At 67.8% G+C, this 18,355-nt stretch carries 13 protein-coding genes; 9 read left to right on the forward strand and 4 right to left on the reverse strand.

Annotated features, from left to right (window positions below; genetic code table 11):
* Nucleotides 1-287: 287 nt before the first annotated feature.
* Together Prum_RS33010 and Prum_RS33015 are read right to left on the reverse strand one after the other, a co-directional pair.
* The gene (locus tag Prum_RS33010) at nt 288-962 is read right to left on the reverse strand and encodes a hypothetical protein (RefSeq protein WP_173080003.1); all 675 of its coding nucleotides are present in this window, start codon (nt 960-962) and stop codon (nt 288-290) included.
* Nucleotides 963-1,089: 127 nt separating this feature from the next.
* A complete protein-coding gene (locus Prum_RS33015) occupies nt 1,090-1,605 on the reverse strand; it encodes a hypothetical protein (protein ID WP_173080004.1) in 516 nt (171 codons plus the stop codon).
* A gap of 434 nt (nt 1,606-2,039) precedes the next feature.
* Between Prum_RS33015 and Prum_RS33020 the strand changes: the two genes are divergently transcribed.
* From Prum_RS33020 to Prum_RS33040, 5 genes are all read left to right on the forward strand, one after another.
* Nucleotides 2,040-2,381: a hypothetical protein gene (locus Prum_RS33020; RefSeq protein WP_173080005.1), complete on the forward strand. Its 342-nt coding sequence runs from the start codon at nt 2,040-2,042 to the stop codon at nt 2,379-2,381.
* A 211-nt stretch (nt 2,382-2,592) separates the two neighbouring features.
* Entirely contained in the window at nt 2,593-3,315 is a 723-nt protein-coding gene (locus Prum_RS33025) for a hypothetical protein (RefSeq protein ID WP_173080006.1), read from the forward strand.
* A 414-nt stretch (nt 3,316-3,729) separates the two neighbouring features.
* The gene (locus Prum_RS33030; protein WP_218577438.1) at nt 3,730-4,257 is read left to right on the forward strand and encodes an XF1762 family protein; all 528 of its coding nucleotides are present in this window, start codon (nt 3,730-3,732) and stop codon (nt 4,255-4,257) included.
* Nucleotides 4,254-5,360 carry a DNA-methyltransferase gene (locus Prum_RS33035; RefSeq protein WP_173080007.1) on the forward strand — a complete coding sequence of 369 codons (1,107 nt, stop codon included), beginning with the start codon at nt 4,254-4,256 and terminating at the stop codon, nt 5,358-5,360. The genes Prum_RS33030 and Prum_RS33035 overlap by 4 nt, the downstream gene beginning before the upstream one ends.
* Nucleotides 5,361-5,922: 562 nt before the next feature.
* Nucleotides 5,923-6,969: a tyrosine-type recombinase/integrase gene (locus tag Prum_RS33040; protein WP_173080008.1), complete on the forward strand. Its 1,047-nt coding sequence runs from the start codon at nt 5,923-5,925 to the stop codon at nt 6,967-6,969.
* A gap of 339 nt (nt 6,970-7,308) precedes the next feature.
* Here the strand turns inward: Prum_RS33040 and Prum_RS33045 are convergent, their stop codons facing one another.
* Both Prum_RS33045 and Prum_RS33050 read right to left on the reverse strand, forming a co-directional pair.
* Entirely contained in the window at nt 7,309-7,557 is a 249-nt protein-coding gene (locus tag Prum_RS33045) for a DUF8847 domain-containing protein (protein ID WP_173080009.1), read from the reverse strand.
* Nucleotides 7,558-7,872: 315 nt separating this feature from the next.
* Nucleotides 7,873-8,865 carry a hypothetical protein gene (locus Prum_RS33050; RefSeq protein WP_173080010.1) on the reverse strand — a complete coding sequence of 331 codons (993 nt, stop codon included), beginning with the start codon at nt 8,863-8,865 and terminating at the stop codon, nt 7,873-7,875.
* Between the two features lie 780 nt (nt 8,866-9,645).
* Between Prum_RS33050 and Prum_RS33055 the strand changes: the two genes are divergently transcribed.
* The 4 genes from Prum_RS33055 (at nt 9,646) to Prum_RS33070 (ending at nt 18,011) form a co-directional block, all read left to right on the forward strand.
* Complete coding sequence (locus tag Prum_RS33055; RefSeq protein ID WP_173080011.1) at nt 9,646-9,972, forward strand: hypothetical protein; 327 nt, start codon at nt 9,646-9,648, stop codon at nt 9,970-9,972.
* Entirely contained in the window at nt 9,965-10,996 is a 1,032-nt protein-coding gene (locus tag Prum_RS33060; protein ID WP_173080012.1) for a tyrosine-type recombinase/integrase, read from the forward strand. Before Prum_RS33055 ends, Prum_RS33060 begins: the two co-directional genes overlap by 8 nt.
* Nucleotides 10,997-11,565: 569 nt before the next feature.
* Entirely contained in the window at nt 11,566-17,013 is a 5,448-nt protein-coding gene (locus tag Prum_RS33065; protein WP_173080013.1) for an ATP-binding protein, read from the forward strand.
* Between the two features lie 293 nt (nt 17,014-17,306).
* The gene (locus tag Prum_RS33070; RefSeq protein WP_173080014.1) at nt 17,307-18,011 is read left to right on the forward strand and encodes a hypothetical protein; all 705 of its coding nucleotides are present in this window, start codon (nt 17,307-17,309) and stop codon (nt 18,009-18,011) included.
* Nucleotides 18,012-18,355: the final 344 nt, after the last annotated feature.

Below are 18,355 nucleotides of genomic sequence, written 5' to 3' on the forward strand. Positions count from 1 at the left end.
GTGGGGGCGTGCACGAAGCGGTAGGGGAGGCGCCACCAAGGGGTCACCAAGGCGTGCGGCAAGCGGGTGGGAGCGGTGCTCCTTGTCTGCCGAATGCGGGCCAGGTGTGAACACGAACCGGGTCGGCCAGCCCGCTCACCACACACGGTTGAGCCCTTGGTAGCGCGGGGAGACACCGGTGACCGCGTCCGGTCGTGGTGACTCCTTGCCCACCAAGGGCTCGTGTTGGGTGGCCGATCTAGCAGGCCACGCTCTGTTGGGTAGCCAACGGCACCCAACAAAGCCAGTTATGCGGCGACGGGCACGACGCCTAGCAGTTCGCGCAGGCGCCTGCGGCGGCGTACCAGGGTGGCGTCCAGGCGGACGTGGTCAAGATCGCCGGCGCGGATCGCATCGGCCAGCTTCAGCTGTGCCTTGCGCCGCCAGTCACCGGCGACGGCGGCACTGATGCCCAACTCCGTGGCGACCTTGGCCACGGTGTGACCTTCCAGCCTGGTTCGGCCAATCAGGTGGTGCTCTTCGCTGTCGATGACGCCCGCGGCGAGCGCTCGGGCCAGGATCCAGTCCGGGTGGTCCCACGGGTTCAGCGGCGCCCGCGACCACGGCCGGTTCACGTGGATCGCGGACGCGTCGGCATCGGCGTCGCGGGCTTTACGCGCCCTGCGCGTGCCGGCATCGACCAACTTCCCGGCGATCCGGTCGTCGTCCAGGTCGACCTTCTTCAACTGGGTCAGGAAGCCTTCCAAGACTTCGGCGTGCAGGTCGACCGTGGGCGAAGCCCAGTCAGTGCCCACGCGGCGTACCGCGCGGCGCAGGCCAGGCATGGCCAGGCCGACGCAGGCGATCACCCAGGCCGGTCCGTCCCGGCGGGCCCGGATGACCAGCTCGCGCCAGACCGCGTCCTGCTCCGGCCGGGACATGCTCCGGCCGAGCAGCAGCTTTTTGAGCTCGTCCAGAGCCACGATTTGGTTCGGTAGCCCGGCGAAGCCCCGACCATCGAAGGCCAGGGGGCCGGTGGGCAGGTCAACAACGCGAACGCCCGGTCAGCGGCGGCCAGCGATGACGAGGGCCAGGACGAAGCCACCCCGCTCACCGCCCCGCCAGACGAACCCGCGCCAGCCGGCGACCAGGACGGCGGTAGACACTGTTGGCGGCCATCATGGCCGACCGCTCCAGTACGTGATACGGGTCCCAGAGTCGGCCGCCCGGCCGGTCGTCGTGTTCGACCAACCGGACGGCGGTGAGGAAGCCGGTCAGCACCGCGTCGTGCCATGCTTCGGCGTCGCCGGCTCGTTGGTCGGCGAGTAGTTGAGCACGCCGGCGAAGGCCGGGCATGGCCAAGCCGACACATGCCACCGTCCAGTCCGGGCCGTCGTAGCGGGCCCGCAGCACCAGCACCCGCCACACCGCTACCCGCACCCGGTGCGGTGTCCGCGCAGCACGCACGATCGTCTGGAGCTCGTCCAGACACAGCGTGCGGTCCGGAAAGCCAGCTGCCGTGCCGTCCACCACGAACGGCGACGGTGGGCTGGCCAGAACGTCGAAGGCCGATTCGGCGTGTTCCAACGCCGACATCCACCAGGTGGAGATTCGCAATGAGGACATGGCTTCGCTCCCAACAAAAGAACAGGAAACAGGGATAGGCGCGACACCGCCCGGGTGCGCCGTAGTCCCAAGAAAGCCACATCAACCCAACGCGAACCGGCCAACAGTCGCCAACAAGCCCACCTGGGCGTAGAGCCGAGGACGCCGCGATGACAGGCTGTTGGCCCAGCTCAGCAGCGGTGCCGACGAGGCCGCGACGGCAACGGCAGTGCGGAGCGCCCAGAAACCTTGTCGGAGACAGGTTCTCCCGTGATGGCGCAGGTCATCGCCACCGCGCGGCAGGTGTTTGTTCGATGAAACTCGATACCGGCCAACATGATGCTCGGGAGCGCCGCGTCCCACCAGTGCCTGCGCCCAACCGGGCACAACAGGGCCGGCCACACCACAGCGTTGGGCGGCTTCCACCACGCGGTAGCGGCGTGAAGGCTTGCGGTATGAGCCTCGCAGACGACCTACGCTCGGCAGCTGCCGACCACGCCGCAGCCCTTATCAACCAGGAGTTCGCCGCCGGCGTAGGCCTCGACGTGAGCCGACTGGGGCGAGCGGTGGTCGAGGCGGCCGCACCGTTTCTGCTCGACGCTGACCACGTCGACCACGCGTTGAACGCTCGGTTCCCGGCGGATGACGCAACGCCGCGGCTGCCAAGGCCCACGCCGGAAGAACTGTGGCGGCAGGCCGGCGGGGACGAGGGCCGCTACCTGCAGCTGATGCAGCAGCACCAGTGGCTGACCCTGACCACCATCCGCGTTGTGGACGACCGTTCGGCGACCGAGTAGCACAGCCCGCAGATCTCGACAACGGTCCACGGTCGGCGTCCGGCAACGCGCCCGCAGTGAAGGCTGTCGGCCGACTTGGTGTTGGTGGCGTTCGGCAGGGGCGTTGGGTGCTGTTGGGTGGCGGATCCTGTCCCACAGCGCCAACGGACGCCTCTGTTGGGCCTTGTAAGGATGTGAACACGGCCGGCCGGCGCGGGAGCGACACCCGCGTATGACTGGACCTCCGAACGTCCCCGACGCACCTACCGACCCCGAACTCCTCGCCGAGCTGGCTGCCGCAGTCGGCCGGCCCACCGACGGCCTCGTCGCCGCCGACGCCTTCACCATCAGCGACAGCGATGGCCCGGTCACGATCATCGTCTGGCGATTCGCGACCGGCCACGAGGCTGGCAGCGACCCCGCCGCCCGGCTGGCGCGACTGCTGGTGCGCACCTACACCACGCCCGGCGCTGTGGTCGTCGACCTCAACGACGACCCGACACTGCGCTCGGCGACTCAGGCAATGGGTCGCAGCTACGTACCGGTCACCTCGCCGACCCGGCTGACCGGCCCGGCGCATGTCCGGCGGCCGGCCGGGCTGGTCGCCCTGCGCTGGCCCCACCAGCAGGACGAGCTGAGCCGAAATCTGGTGGACGTGCTCACCACCTGTCGCGGGCTCCTGGCCCCCGACGGGTGCCTGCTCGTAAGCCGCGCCACAACAACACCAGACCGGCGCTACACCGATGACGCCCGCACCCTGCTCGCCGCCGCCCGTCGTGCGCAGCTGCGCCGACTGCATCACATCGTCGCCGTCACGGTGCCGCTCGCCACCGACCAGTTCACCTACCACACCACCCCCGACGAGGTCGCCGCCCTCCACCACGACGCCGCCCAGACCGGCGGCCACTACCAAGACCTACTGGTCTTCGTCGTACCAGTAGGCACCGATGCATAACCTCCTGACCCCCACACTGAAACTGCATGCCAGCCAGGGCCTGTCCCCACAGACCCTTCGACCACCTCAGCCCGGGCACAGACCACGTCGCCGGCCAGACGACGAACATCCCGCCGCGAATACCGGCGCCGGCCGGCTGTCGTCACCCCGGGTGCGCCGCTGTGTCGATCCGGCGTGTCGCGGCGCACTCGCCAGGAGGCCAGACCGGTCGCGACCGGACGGCCAGAATGTCGCGACCCGGCCGGCCTGCCAAAGCGACACCGCCTCCGGTCCGTGGCGAGCAGTCCGCGAGCGGCGGGCGACCAAGACCGGTGTCGTGCGCTGCGGTATCCGGGTGGCCGCCGGCCACGTGGACGGGGCCCCGCGATGACCCGCCATGGCGCCCGTCGCGTCACTGACCGTGTCCGTCGCGGGTTGCGGCCCAGGATCCGCCCGATCAACTACCGGCAGGCATGCGCGTTCATCCGCACCCATCACCGGCACCTCGGACCACCACAAGGCCACAAATACTCCATCGGCCTGGCCGCCCCGACGGGAGAGCTGGTGGGCGTCGCGATGGTCGGCCGGCCGATCGCCCGCCACCACGACGACGGCCTCACCGCCGAAGTCACCCGACTGGCCACCGACGGCTCCCGCGACACCTGCTCCACGCTGCTGGCCGCGGCCTGGCGGGTCGCCCGGAGCATGGGCTACCAGCGGATGATCACCTACACCCGCCACGACGAGCCCGGCACCAGCCTGCGCGCCGCCGGATGGCGGGCCGTCGCCGACATCCCCGCCAGCAGCGGCTGGGACCGACCTGCCCGCCCCCGCACCAGCCATGGTGCCGACCAGGTCGCCCGCACCCGCTGGCAGGTCACCACCCCCGACTGGCAAGCCCGCCTCACCGACAGCCGCAATGGCGACCAGACGGCCGCTGATGCCAGGCGGAGGCGATCATGACCCGCACCGCGCTGGCCGCGCCCGAACCCGCCGACCGTTTCCTCTACCACCGCGACGGCCCCGTCACCCTCTACCTCGGCGACGCCCACCGCGTCCTGACCGCGCTGCCCACCGCGTCCGTCGACACCGTCGTCACCTCACCGCCCTACTACGGGCTACGCAACTACGACGTGCCCGGCCAGTACGGCCTCGAACCCACCCCACAGACCTATGTGGACACAATGGTCCGGGTCTTCACCGAAGTCCACCGCGTCCTACGCGACCACGGCACCGTGTGGCTGGTCCTCGGCGACTCCTACAGCCTCAACTCCGGCGGCGCGCCCCGCAGCGGCACCTACAACGGCTACCGCGGCGCCGCCACTACCCGCCCCGGCCTGATCCGGCCCCGCACCCAAGACCTGCTACCCGCCAAAAACTTGATCGGAATCCCATGGCGAGTCGCGTTCGCGCTGCAGGACACCCGGCTGTGGTACCTACGGCAGGCCATCGTATGGCACAAACCCAACGCCACCCCCGAATCCGTACGCGACCGGCCATCCTGTTCCCACGAGTACGTGTTCCTGCTGGCCAAAAGCCGCTTCTACTACTTCAACCTGGACGCCATCCGGGTCCCGCTGGCCCGTCCCGACGCCCTGGACGGCACCCGGATCATCGGCGGCCGCAACAAGGGCCACACCGGCGGGATCGGCGCCACCGCCCGCCGACGGGGCGCCACCGCCCACGGCGCCCACCCGAAGTACACCACCGACCCAGGCGTGCACCGCAGCCCCGGCTCGCGCCGGAATCTCCTGGCAACTGGCACGCAACACACCACCGCCCACCCGGGCGGGCGCAACCCCGGCTCGGTATGGAGCATCCCGACCCGACCCTACCGCGGCGCCCATTTCGCTGTTTACCCGCTGGACCTGCCGGACCGGGCCGTCGCCGCCGGCTGCCCACCCGAAGGCTTGGTGCTAGACCCGTTCAGCGGCGCCGCCACCACTGGCGTGGCCGCGCTCCGGCAGGGGCGGCAGTACTGGGGCATTGACATCAAGGCCGACTACCACGACATCGCCATCGAACGGCTATCACCGCACCAACAGTCTGCGCCGGAGCCCCGATGAGCAGGCCCACACAACCGGATCTCGGGTCGGTCTCGCACACGACGCGTGTTGACGCGGACCGACTCGCCACGGGGGAGACGTACGCCCAAACGAACCCGCCACACGCAAGTCCCGAGACCCACCTGGCCAGGCTCGCCGCCGACTCACCGGCAACTTCCGAGCCGATCCCGGCGCCGATCCGTGGACTGCCGATAGCCCGCTTGGACTCTTCCAAGAGCAGCAGCCAAGCGCACTACGTCGTCACGACGATCGACTCGCGGGGGCGGCTGGCCGACCGGTCGCCGCTTCGGGTCCTACGCTGGCCGGCAGGAATGCCGATACGCGTGTCCGCCACCTCGGGGACCGTGATCGTCTTTCCGCAGGCAGCCGGACCGGAGTCGGTCACGTCGCAAGGCCACCTAAGACTTTGTCCCGACATACGCCGTACATCACGAATCGACGCTGGTGATCGTCTGCTCATGGCAGCCTACCGGGGTCGCGGACTGCTCATCGTGCTCACGATGCCGGTCCTCGACGAAATGATGCAGGCCTATCACCTGGGCCTGCTGGGTGAGGCGTCGCCATGACCCTCGGCCCTGAGCCCTCGCCGTCCGCAGCCGACATCGCGGCCATCCGCGCGCTGCTCGCCCGGCTCGGCGTCACACCGCAGCACCTGCTCAGCGAGACCACTGCTGCGACGCGCATGCCGACGTTCGACGAATACATCAATCGGGTCTCGCAAGCCGTGACCGATGGAACGCGCCGCGTATACGACACCTACTGGCGGCGCATCCGGAACGTCTGGGGAGACCGGCACCTCGACGAGGTCACGCCGCTGGAGGTGAAGCAGTTGAGCGAGCAAATCCGCGGCCAGATCGTTCCCCGGCGCAATGCCCGTGGCGGCCGGACCGCCGCCGAGCACCTCGTCGGGGCGCTGCGGTGCCTCTACCGGTACGCCGTCATCGACGGCCTTATCGCCGAAAATGCCAACCCAGCGGCGAAGGTCGCCAAACCCCGCCGCCTGGCCAGCACCCGCCGCGCCCTACCAGATGGCCATCTCGCGAGGATTAACGAAGTGGCAGCCACCACCGGCAACGACCCGAACCTGGACGCTCTTCTGCTTCGACTACACACCGAGACGGCCTGCCGAAGAGGAGGGGCGCTCGCGCTGCGCCGGTGCGACCTGGATGCGGAACAATGCCTCATCCAGCTCCGAGAAAAGGGGGAGACCGTGCGCTGGCAGCCAGTCTCACCAACGCTGATGCGCGCCCTGCTGCTGCACTACGACGAGCGCGGGACCGGCGATCCAAACGGTCCGCTCCTCCGGTACCGCAACGGCAGACCACTCACCCGACGCCGGTACGACTACCTGTGGCGCAGGCTTGGGCAGGCCCTGCCATGGGTCGCCATCCAACAGATCAGTACACACTGGCTGCGGCACACGACCCTCACCTGGGTAGAACGGCACTTCGGCTACGCGATCGCGCGAGCGTTCGCCGGGCACGACGGAAGAACCGACGCTGGTACGACGTCGACCTACGTCCGCGCCGATCTATACGAGGTGGCCAACGCGGTCGCCGCCCTTACAAATGAGCCGCATCCGCTCGCGTCTGGCGTCCCGCCGTGCTGAGAGCCCGCACACCGCACAGCTCGCCAGACTCGCTGCTGCCGCCCGCAACGCCCTGCCGTGGGGATCGCATCGAGGAGCCCGCTCAGCGACGTATGCGGCTCTGATCAGCCTCAGCAACGACCTTGGCGAGGTGGAGCCAATAGACTGTGGAGACGCTCAGCAACCGCAAACCTGAGCATCGCGCAGGGCCAGGCCAACCGTCTGGCCCTGCGCCCGCTCGGGCTCTGGAAGCACACCCCGGGGCCGCTCGGGTCGCTCCGAATCCTCGAACCTCCTCCTCGGCCACGCGCCACGTCGCTTCCGCAGATTGGGCCATGCGGGGCCCGGGAGAGCCGAGCTCTACGCAGACTGCCGGCCCGACTCGTATTGGTAGACCGGTAGCCCATCAATGTCGTCCGTACGCCTGTAGACGTGGTCGACCCGGTGCGCCGGTCCGTCAACGGTGCCGAGGTAGGAGCCCGTTTGCGGCAGGACCACGGTGACGGGCAGGCTACCTGTCGTATCCAATTCGACCAGTTGGATGCGGCCGTCGACCGGGCCACCCAGCAGCCAGACCTCGACAGCACGCACCGACTCATCATCGCTCACGCCGCCACGCTTCCCGAAGCGGCTGGTCGCCCGGCGTGACGTGCACGCCGCCCGGAACCATCCAGGACAACACGACCCGCCACGATGCCATCCTCGGCGCAGCCGAGTTCGGCACCGTACTGCCGCCCGTCTCGTCTATACGGCCGGCTCCCAGTTGCTTGTCGCATGCTTCGGTGAGGCGCCGACGTATACGCAACTCCACGCACCGGCACGCCGCATGGTCAACAACGATGCCGCTGACCGGACCTCGGAATGGATGGTTCACACACGGGCAAGTTCCGTCGTGGCGCTCGGCGGGCGTCGGATTCTCGACCGTCAGTCCAGGTCCGGGTCGAACTGCGTGAGCCAAGCCGGATTGCCGCCGGCGGCCGCGGCGACCAGGCCTGCCGTCAGCCAGACCAGGGCGGGCAGTGTTGCATCGCCGAGCCGGTCAAACGCCTGCTCCACGGTCAGCGGCGGCGCCGATGGGTGACCAAGCACGCTGGCGAGCACCAGCGCCTGATCCGCCTCGTCCGAACCGAGGTGATCACCGACCCATGTCACCGCCGCTGCGGCGGCAGTCGCGGGGACTCGCTCACGTGCCGCAGCAAGCCACGCCAACATCACGCTCACCGCCGTAGTGGCCGCGAGCCCTGCCACCTCGGCGTTGTCGGCCTCATCGAGGACATCCGCGAGCCCCCACGCGGCTTCCGCCCCACCCGTGGCGATCGTCTCGGCTACCAGCGCCCGCAACATGTCGGGCGTCCGCGCCGCCGCGTCTCCCCACTGTGCAGACAACTCGACGTCCTCGCCGAGGTCCCCGTCCTGGTAGCGGGCAACCGCATCCAGGTACGTCTTGACCTCGGCCGCAGAGAACAGGTGCTGATTGACGTCGGTGACCATGTAGCCAACCTCGCGCCACGCATGGATGTAGGCGGCGTCGACACCAGCAGCCTCTGCGGCCTCCGCCACCCTTGCCAATCCCTCATCCCACTGCCGCTGGCCCATCGGCATGGGCTCATCGGCGTCCGGGTCAAAGAACAGCGGATCGGTAGGCCCGGGCTCGCGACCAAACTTCTCTTGGAACGCGGCCAATTGTGCGGCGAGAGCCTCCCGCATCCGCGGCGCGTCTGCCTCGCCCCAGGTCAGCACCGTCTGTCCGTCGGGCTGGCGGATCCGCTGGGCATACCGAGGGTCGCCGGAGCGCTGCACAACCAACTGGGCATGCGCCTCCCGGTCCGCGGCCTCGCGGGCCACCAGCCGGCGCTGGTGGCCTCGGGCCTGCCGTTCGGCCTCCTGGCGTTGTCGCTCGGTGCGCTTCTTCGGCATTGCTGCACCTCACTCAGCGTCGTACCTGATCCACGCGGCGTACGTCTTCAGCACATAGTTGCATGTTCACCAGCACCGTCAGCGGCGGCGGGTCAATGGATCATCCGCACGTGTTTCGGTCCCGAAGCACCCCCGCCATCGATCCCTACCGGACCTGCGACGTGGCCCTGGACAGCCCTCAGCGTGATGCGTTGGGGTTCTCCTCCACCAACCAGGACCGCGCACCACACGCGAGGACTTGCCGAGTGCGTGGACAGCCTGCGGCCGTCCCTTCACGGCAGGCACAGCGGCCGGCTGCGCCGGAGCCTGACGCCAACCCTGACACATTCGAGGACCACAGACCTGATCACCCGACCCGTATCCGTGTGCGTCGCGGGCCTGTTAGTGTCGTGGCATGTGCACCCGTTTGGTGCACAAATGCTACGCGTGGGGCCCCTCGGACACCGGTTTCGGTGGAATCCCGCGGTAAGCGGACGTTCGGCCGGTTGGCGGGGACTATCGGACACCGACCAAGCGCACCTGCTGCAGATGCTGATCGAGGGGCCCGGGTCCGTCGAACGGTCTGATCTTGCCCTTTTCCCGAGTTCGCGTCCCTGGCCCAGTCGACGATGAGTGGCATGGGCTCGTCCGCGCAGTCGGCCGGCGCTCGCCCTGAGCGGCTGATCGGGGCGTTGATTCCTCCGCCCACACGGCGTTCCACCGGTGCCGGTTGAGGTGCCAGCTCTGCCCAGACTCCGGTTGCCGGCCGACGCCTGGTCTGGGCCTTTTCTACTCGACGCGGTGCGCCTGGACGCCTCTGGGCGGTTCTGCTCGCGCTTCCTGTTGCGAGTGCTGGCGTGGGCGCCGGGGCATCGCGTCGATCTGCGCGTCGGCGTCGACGCGGTGGTGATCGCCTCCTGCGCGGCGGGCCGGCAGGCGGTGGGCAGCCGCGGCGAACTGACCCTGCCGGTCTCCGCGCGGATACTGGCCGGACTCGACATGCAGGCACGGGTCGTGCTGGTCGCGGTGCCTGCACAGGATCTGTTGATCGTGCACCCTCCGGTGCTGGTCGCTCGTCTGTTGGCCGGGCACTACGGTCGCCAGCCGGAGCGCCACGACGATGGCTGAACCGGAGCGGGTCGCGCAGGCGCGAAGGTTGCTCGCAGAGTTGGGCGTGACCGTCGCCGACCTGCAGGCCGCCGAGAGTGTCGGGGTCGAGATGCCCACGGTCGCGGAGTACCTGCCGCAGGTGATCGCCGCGGCCGGATCTGCCGGGCGCACCTACGGCAACTACTGGATGCGGATGGCGGCGCTGTGGGGTGATCGACGGCTGGACGCGATCTCCGCAACCGACATCGAGGCGCTGCAGCGCGAAGCGGTCGCCAGGGCAGTGGCGCGGCGCAACGGTCGCGGTGGCCGGCACGCCGGCGAGCACGTGATCGCGGCCGCGCGGGCGTTCTTCCTGCGGGCGATCGCCGACGGGCTGATCGTCGCCTCGGCGAGCCCGGCGCATCAGATCGGCAAACCGCGCCGGCTACCCAACACCCGCCGCGCGTTGACACCCCGGGAACTAGTCGAGATCAACGACGCGGCCCGGACCAGCGGTAACGACGCCATACTCGACGCGCTGCTGCTGCGCCTGCACACCGAGACCGCCTGCCGACGCGGCGGCGCGCTCGCCCTTCGCCGAATGGACCTCGACCCCGATCACGGACTCGTGCGGATACGCGAGAAGGGCGAGACGCTGCGCTGGCAGCCGATCAGCCTCGACCTGGCCGCCCACTTGGTCGACCACGCCCACCACCGCGGCGCCGTAGCGCCCGCGGATCAGTTGCTGCGCTACCGCGACGGCCGTCCGCTGACCTCGCGGCGCTACGACCACCTGTGGGAACGGATCGGCGATCGGCTGCCCTGGGTCGCCGCTCAAGGCATCTCCACCCACTGGCTGCGGCACACCACACTGACCTGGGTGGAGCGCAACTTCGGCTACGGCATCGCCCGCGCCTACGCCGGACACACCGACAAGACCGGCCCAGCCACCACCACATACATCAAAGCCGACCTACAAGCCGTCGCCACCGCCCTGGCCGCGCTGACCGGCCAACCACATCCACTCGCGACCAGCCTCGAAGACCTCGGGATCCGCACCTGACCGCAACCGCACAGCGGTGGACCGCACCGCCCCCAACGTCGTGGCGCACGCCGTGCCTGAGTGACGGTAGAGGACTGGGGACCAGGGCTGCCTACCCGGCTTCGGCGAGCCGACCGACCGCCTGCCGCGATCGGGGACGCACCCCTACATCCTGGCGCGCGCCGGCCCAGTAACACGCATGGCGTATGCCACCGTGTCGTTCCAATCCCCGAGGGCCCGTACAACCTGGGAACGCGGCTAACCAGCGGCGATCCAACATTCGTAGGTACCGCCCCGGCCTGCGTGAGCGTAGGCGCCGATGCGACATTGTGTGTCGCCTGAGCCGAGCACGAACGCTGTGGTGAGGTCTATCTATCTACGGACAGTGGAAGATCGTCGTGGCCCACACGCGTAGCCAGCCTGGCGGCCATCGGCGCCAGGCGATGGTAGGGCTTACCTCCGACCGTATTCGTCGTCGGTTACGAGGTCCCGGCCAGTACGCCCAGGTGTGCCGGTCCGTGGTCATGTCGGTCGCCCAGCGCATACTGAGGTCCTGCTGGTTCCGGGCACGGTTTGTGAGAGGAGGGCGCTTGGGGCGCGCGAAGGCGAGCGGTGAGCAGGATGCCGTCCGTGGCTACGGGTACCAGTACGACCATGTCGCCGCCACCGCCTATGACCTGTACCGAGAGCGTCGCCATTTCACCCTTAGGCTTGTCGATCCCGAAGTGGGAGCGGTCGATGACTGCGTCCTCGTCTTGGCGCCAGTCACCGCCAGCGCCGGGCCAGAGGTCCATGGCTACCAGTACAAGTCTGCGGCAGGAAACCTGACATTGGCGGGACTGCTGGCCGCCGGAAAGACAAGGAAGGGTGAGCCGAAACCATCGCTGCTGGCGGAGCTTCTCGACGGCTGGCGGAAACTGAGTGCCCGCCACGGCGGCAACGAGGTGGCTGTCCACCTTGTGACGCCCGGCGCGCTCTCCCGCCGTGATCGGCCGCTAACGGCAGCGGTGAAGGCGGTCAGGGGAGCCGTGTTCCCAGCTCCATCCCGCCAACATACGGCCGCTTTCGTTGAATCCGTCCTGCAGCCGCTAGCTTCGGGTGGGCGGCTCCAAGACGTTGATCCGGCGTGGAACCCGATCCTGGAGTGGATCCGCGAACAGATCGGAATGCAGGAAAGCGAGGTCGAGCCTTTCCTAGCTGCGCTTCGCATCGACACCGAAACCGCCTCCGCGATGCCAGCGCACCCGGACCGACTGCCGCCTGAGCAGCGTTCCGAGGACATTGGTCATCTCGCGGCGGTGCTGCACCGCCGGGTGCAGGACGGCGAGCCAGGTCAGGCCGTCGTGCTGACGCCTGAGGATGTGGCAGCACTGGCAGGGTTCGGCTCTCGCGGCCGCCCGCGGCACCTGCATCGCTTCCCGATCGACCTCGACCGATACACCCCTTTGGTTGAGGCTGAGCAGGCGCTGGCCACAGCGCTTGAGTTGGCGCCAAGCGGGTATCTGTGTGTTCTGGGGCCGCCAGGGAGCGGCAAGTCGACTCTGCTGGCCCATGCCACGCCAGGACTCGCCGACCGTGTGGTGACCTACCTGGCCTTCCTGCCTGGTGATGCGGCTGCCGCCGGCCGCGTCTCGGCGACCGATTTCCTTCACGACGTCGTCGTGCAGATGGAAGCGTCACAACTCAAGGTTCGGAAGAGCCTACCGGAGCGTGACCTGAACGAGTTACGGCTCCGATTCCGGGACCTGCTGAGTGCCGCCAGCGCGGAGTTCGCGGAGACCGGCCGCCGCACCCTGCTGATCGTGGACGGTCTCGATCATGTCGCCCGCGCGCGCGTGAGCCAGCCCTTGCTCGACGAACTCCCGACGCCGGAAGCTGTCCCGGACGGTGTCGTGATCGTGATGGGCTCTCAGACACTCTCACCGCTGAACGCCAAGATCCAAAATCATCTCGGCGGGGCCACCAAAGACAACACCCACCGTACTGTCGACCTGGCAGCTCACCGACTGACGTCGGCCGCAGTAGAGGGCGCATGCCATCGGCTCGCGGAGGCGGTCCCGGAGTTGGCGTTGACCAACAGGCAGATCGCCCGTGTGGTGCAACTTGTAGGCGGACACCCACTCGCCTTGGCCTACGTCACCAACTCACTTGTCGACCTCATTGAGGAGCATGCCCTCGGTGCCGAGGCGTCCGTGGCCGACTGTGTCCGGATTCCCGCCAGTGCCGTTGACTGTGCCTTGGACCGCTGCGTCCGCTACTCCGGCAGTGTCGCTGACGACTACGCCGCCTACCTGGCCGACCTGCCAGACAGCGACGCTCTCCAAACACTTCTGGGAGACCTTGCCCGACTCCGGTCGCCGATCAACATGCGGTGGGTGCAGATGTGGGCGGACTCCTCGGCGCTGCGTAGCCTCGTTCGGCTCAAGCACCTGTTCCGCGTCCTTGACCGCCACTCGTGGATGTTCTTCCACGACTCGTTCAGGCAATTCGTACTGGAGGCGACCAGCGTCGATCTGCTCGGTGAACCGGACCCCGACGCCGACGCGCAGCACCACGCGCTCCTGGCGGATGAGTGCGCAGCGGCTGAGGAAGGATCGCGGGAGAACGGCGAGGAGTTCTTCCACTGCGCACAAGCTGGCCAGCAACAGCGTGCGCTTGCTTTGGCGACACCCGACCGACTCCGCGCCAGATTCCTTGCCGGCACCTCACCTGCCGTCCTTACCGAGGACATTCGGACCGCCATGCGCCTCGCAGCCGAGGAGAGCGACGCTGCAGCGCTCGTTGGGCTCATGCTCATCCAGGCCGAACTTCAGTCACGCGAGCAGGTACTGGAGTCGGTCGACCTGACTGGTACGTGGATCGACGCCGGCGATCTGAACGCGGCCCTCGCGTACGCCCTTCCTAGCGCGACGCTGCGCATCCCGATCCGGCATGCCCTGACCGCCGCCGTCAAGCTCGATGATCTCGCGCATCCCGCCGGACGCCTGTTGTTCGACGCCGCGGACATCCATGAACTCGGGTCAGTCGGTGGCACCGAACGATGGGAGATGTTGTCGGCTTGGGCGCAGGGTACCGTTCGCTTCCGTCCTCTATCGGTGCTCCACACCATCCTGCGACGGATGTCTGAGCGCGCCCTGTCGCGCTTCACCGCGACAACAGAAAGCTACAGGCATCATGCTGCGTTCGCTCTGGGCGGGCACGCCGCCTACTTCGCGCGCTGCGCCGTCTCCGAGCTGCTCCGGACCGGAAGGTTGGTGGACGCCGAAGATCTGACGGCGAAGCTCCACGCCGGTGCATCCACATTGCTGGCAGCTATCCCCGCTCAGGACGCAGACGAGCGGACGTGGGGAGACGAGCTGATCGAATCAGCCTACGACGCCGTAGCGGATACGAGCATCCAAACGGCGAGGGTCCGGGCGAAGGCCGGTCAATGGGAGGAGGCACTCCAAACCCTTCAGAACCTAGCCACACCGTCCACCGGTGGAAACGATGCCGAACAGCGCGCGCTCGCCGCGATGGGCCAGAAGAACGCCGGCGAGGCCGCCTGGATCGCGTTGCAGATTGCCGCCAAGGCAACGCGCCCGTTGGCCAGAACCACACCCGACAGCAGACCAGCACCCACCCCAACGGACGCGACTGACATGCAGCGCAAGACCTCCGTGGCCGCTGCCGCGTTCACATTCGGCACCAATCAGCTGGAGCGGCTCGACACGCCTGCCTCGATCACCAGCGGAGACCTATCGAGCACAGAGCACCAATCAGCCGTCCTCGGCGCCGCACTGCGCGTCCGCACTAGCCACCTCATCGTCGCCGGACTCACAGCTCGATCCGTCGGGCAGACAACCACCGAGGACCTACTGATTGCAGCCGCGCCGACGCTACGGCAGCCGCCAGCCAATCAGCCAGCAGGTGCAAAGATCGATCCCGGAGCGGCCGCGCACCACGACAGGGCGGCCATCAGCCACGCCGCGCAGCTCAACAAGGCGGTGACGAACCTCGCTGTTCTACAGGCAGCCGTCATCCTCGGCGATCTACCCATCGCAACGCTACGTGGCCTCGCTAGCCGCGCGCTCGCCACTATGCCAAGCGTCCCCGACCGTCTCTCCCTGGCCAGTGCACGCGCCGCAAATATGACCTTGATGCAGATGGTCATCGACGTGGCGACCCGTGGCTCGGCAGAACTGCTCCGCTACGTCGGAGAGAAGATCGCAGAGCCCGATGGAGGCTCGTCGCCGCGCAGCAGACCGGCCGGCGCAGCAGCTGAGGGCGCCCTCAACTCTCGACGACCGCAGCGCCTCGGACTGCATATCCTGCGACGTGGCGTACGGATTGCATGGCTGGACGACGCGATCGCGGACGCCGACGCCGAGCTTCAGCAGACGTCGGGCGCCTACGAACGCGTGGACCTCCTCGTGACACAGGCAGCAGCGCACCTGCAGGCAGGGGAAACCGATACCGGCCGAGCGCTACTAGCACGTGTCATGCCCGAGTCGTTCAGCCCGCACTGGCGAAAGGATGTTCAGCTCGAAGTTTGGGTCCAGTGGCTCGTGCGCGCCACCCAGAACCGACCCGAGGCTCTGCTCGCCGAAGCCGTCGATGTCGCCCCGCTGATCGCCGCCCTGACCGATGCCACCGACGGCAGTGCCGAAGCCGCCGCTGAACTCTTGCTACAAGCAGTGGCTCGCGCTGCCCCACGCCACGCCGTGCGGCTAGCTGCATGGCAACTACGGGAAGGATCCCTATCGCTCACCGCAGCCCACGAGGCGTTGGCTGCCGGGATCGCCGCCAACATCCTCAACGCCGTCGTTCGTAACCCTGACGACATCGAGGCTCACCACGCCGCCACCCTGCTGTGCTCCGTTATCGCCGCGGTCCTGGCACCACTATGCCCGTCCGCTCCAACCAGTGTGCTCCAGCCGATACGCGACCTCATGACACGACTCCCGACCCCGGTCGCCACGACCCTCACAGAACAACTCACACGCGCGGTTGACGTCCATGTGCTCGCCAACACACGCCGGGACTGGCGCCGTGCCCTCCACCTTCCAGCCACTCCCACAAGCCAACGAGACGAAGCCGACGAGGATGCCTACCAACGACCCACGAGCCGAAACTCATCCCGGAACTGGGGAACCAGCGAGTACGGCCTCTTCAAACACGCTGACGGATCGACAAGCACCCCTGAGGCCGTCCACGAGGCGATCTCAGACCTAGAAACCGCACTGTCATGGCGGTCACGGCAGGCCGAAACCGACACCTTCTCCTGGCTACCCATACTTCAGCCTCTCATCGCTCGCGCCAACCGGCAGCAACTCGACGAACTTGTCCTCGCGTTCGACCGTGCCCACGATGAGGCACAAATCCTCGTCGCCATCGCAGAGCAGTTGGAGAGTATCGAGGATCGCGATGATGCGGCGGCCATCGCGCGAGTCGCTCTCGGCAAGACGGAACCCGAGTGGTGGGACGCCCACCACCGGCACGGAACCCGCCGGAGGGCATGGCAAGCCTTGGCGTCCTACGAGGGCTTGAGCGCTCGCAAGGAAGCCATGCGCGACCTGGCTCAACTACTGACATCTGCCGACTACTGGCCCGGCAACCTGATGTTGCAGCTCGACGACATCCTGCCCGTCATCGCCCCCGACCTGCCGGCCGACGCCGTCTGGAACCAGGTCCGCCAATACCTGAACGTGATGCGCACAGGCGTCGTTGAAAGCCAACGGCCGCTCCTCGACGGACCAATTCACGCCGCCTGGTGGGCAAACCAGGCTGACGCGGTAACCATGGCGAAGCAGGACACCGATCCTCCGCTCCCGCACTGCGACCAGGGCGACGTACCGCTTTCCATCCAAGCTGGACAGGCGCTCGTGGAGATGCTTGTCATCGATTTGGACCACCCAGCCTGGGTCGTTCGAGAGGCCGCATGCGCCGCCTTGGCCTGGGCACTGACGCAAAGAGATTCGTTCGCCAACCAGGCTGCGACTCTAGCGGCAGGGCTGCTGGCCAGCCAAGACCATGAGCCTGCACTCGTGCCCCGCTAACCGCAGGATGCAGCGACGGCGCACCACCATCGACCACGTCCGAAGCCGACGAGCCAACTGAAAGTGTGGGAATCGGAGGCGACGCCGTACGCGAGATGGCCGCCCGCGCTATAGCCTCGGCCGCAGTAACATCGGGCCGCCGGGAACCACTGGTCTCATGTATCCCGTGCCCGGGAAGCCGATCCTGGCTCGTCGCCGATAGCCTGCGGCGCGCATCTCCCATCGACCTCACCGAGACCCCAACACTGCCCCTGCCCGCCGCCTACCGGCTGACACTGCCGCGATCGCCCCATATGCGCGAGCCTGACCTCGACATGGGCCCATACGCCGAGAAGATCCAGGAAATAGCCCTTCACGCGGATCTCGACCCTGAAACGCTGCTGCACAGGCTCTCCTGGCTGACAGACCATGCCCAACGGCACATTCCAGACGACCGTGCCCTTCAACGGGCCGCCAAAGGCACATCGATCAACGGAATGCTCGTTCCCGCCTGGGCGCAAGCTGTCAGGGCGGCCTTCGGCCGGATCGTCAGCGAACTGGTCGCCGCACGACAGATCCAGCCGGACGCGCCGGGCCTTGCCGCCGCCCTCGAACTAGTCGATATCGACCTGGTTGCTCAGCCCTTCACCGCCACGCCGTCCTGGATCCCCGTCCCCATCCTGCGCGACTGGATCCCAGCGGAGCAATGGCTCAGCGAAACCAACGAAAGACTCGCGCAATACGAGGCGGGTTTAGCCGGCATCGATACAACGGCCACGGACAATGACCCGACAAACCGCCTCACACTGACATCGGGCCTGCTAGATCAACTCGCAACCATCGGCATCGGTCCGATCGCCGCCGTTATCGGGGCTGACCACGAGTTCGTCGTTGGTGACAGGGGTGCCTTCGCAGAGCGGTATCTCCTGTCCACCACCTTCGACCATGTACAAGAATCACCCCCGGCGCGGTCCTCGGGCATCGTTCTGCCCCTAACCCGGCACCGACAATTCGCATGATTCAGACCAGGGACTGGCTGCTCGCCGACGGCGTGCGCCCGTCCGCTAACAGGTCCGGACCCAAACATTGGACAAGTTGGGCGGGCAAGCCCTTGCTGGTCTGGACCACCTCGCTTGCCCTGCATACCAACGCGGCCACCTGGCTATGTCTTAGCCCTGACCTCGCCGATGCTCATCAATGGCAACCGCACCCTAGGCAACCCCTTTGCTGGCAGGACGCCCATGGGACGATTACGGCAGCGACCCTGCTCTGGCGTCGATCGTCGACCAGCATCAGGCACGGACTCCACGAAACAGCCGGCCAAGGAAGCGCCGTCGTCCTAACAAATGCCGGGCTGACCACC

The organism is Phytohabitans rumicis (assembly GCF_011764445.1).
Taxonomy (GTDB): domain Bacteria; phylum Actinomycetota; class Actinomycetes; order Mycobacteriales; family Micromonosporaceae; genus Phytohabitans; species Phytohabitans rumicis.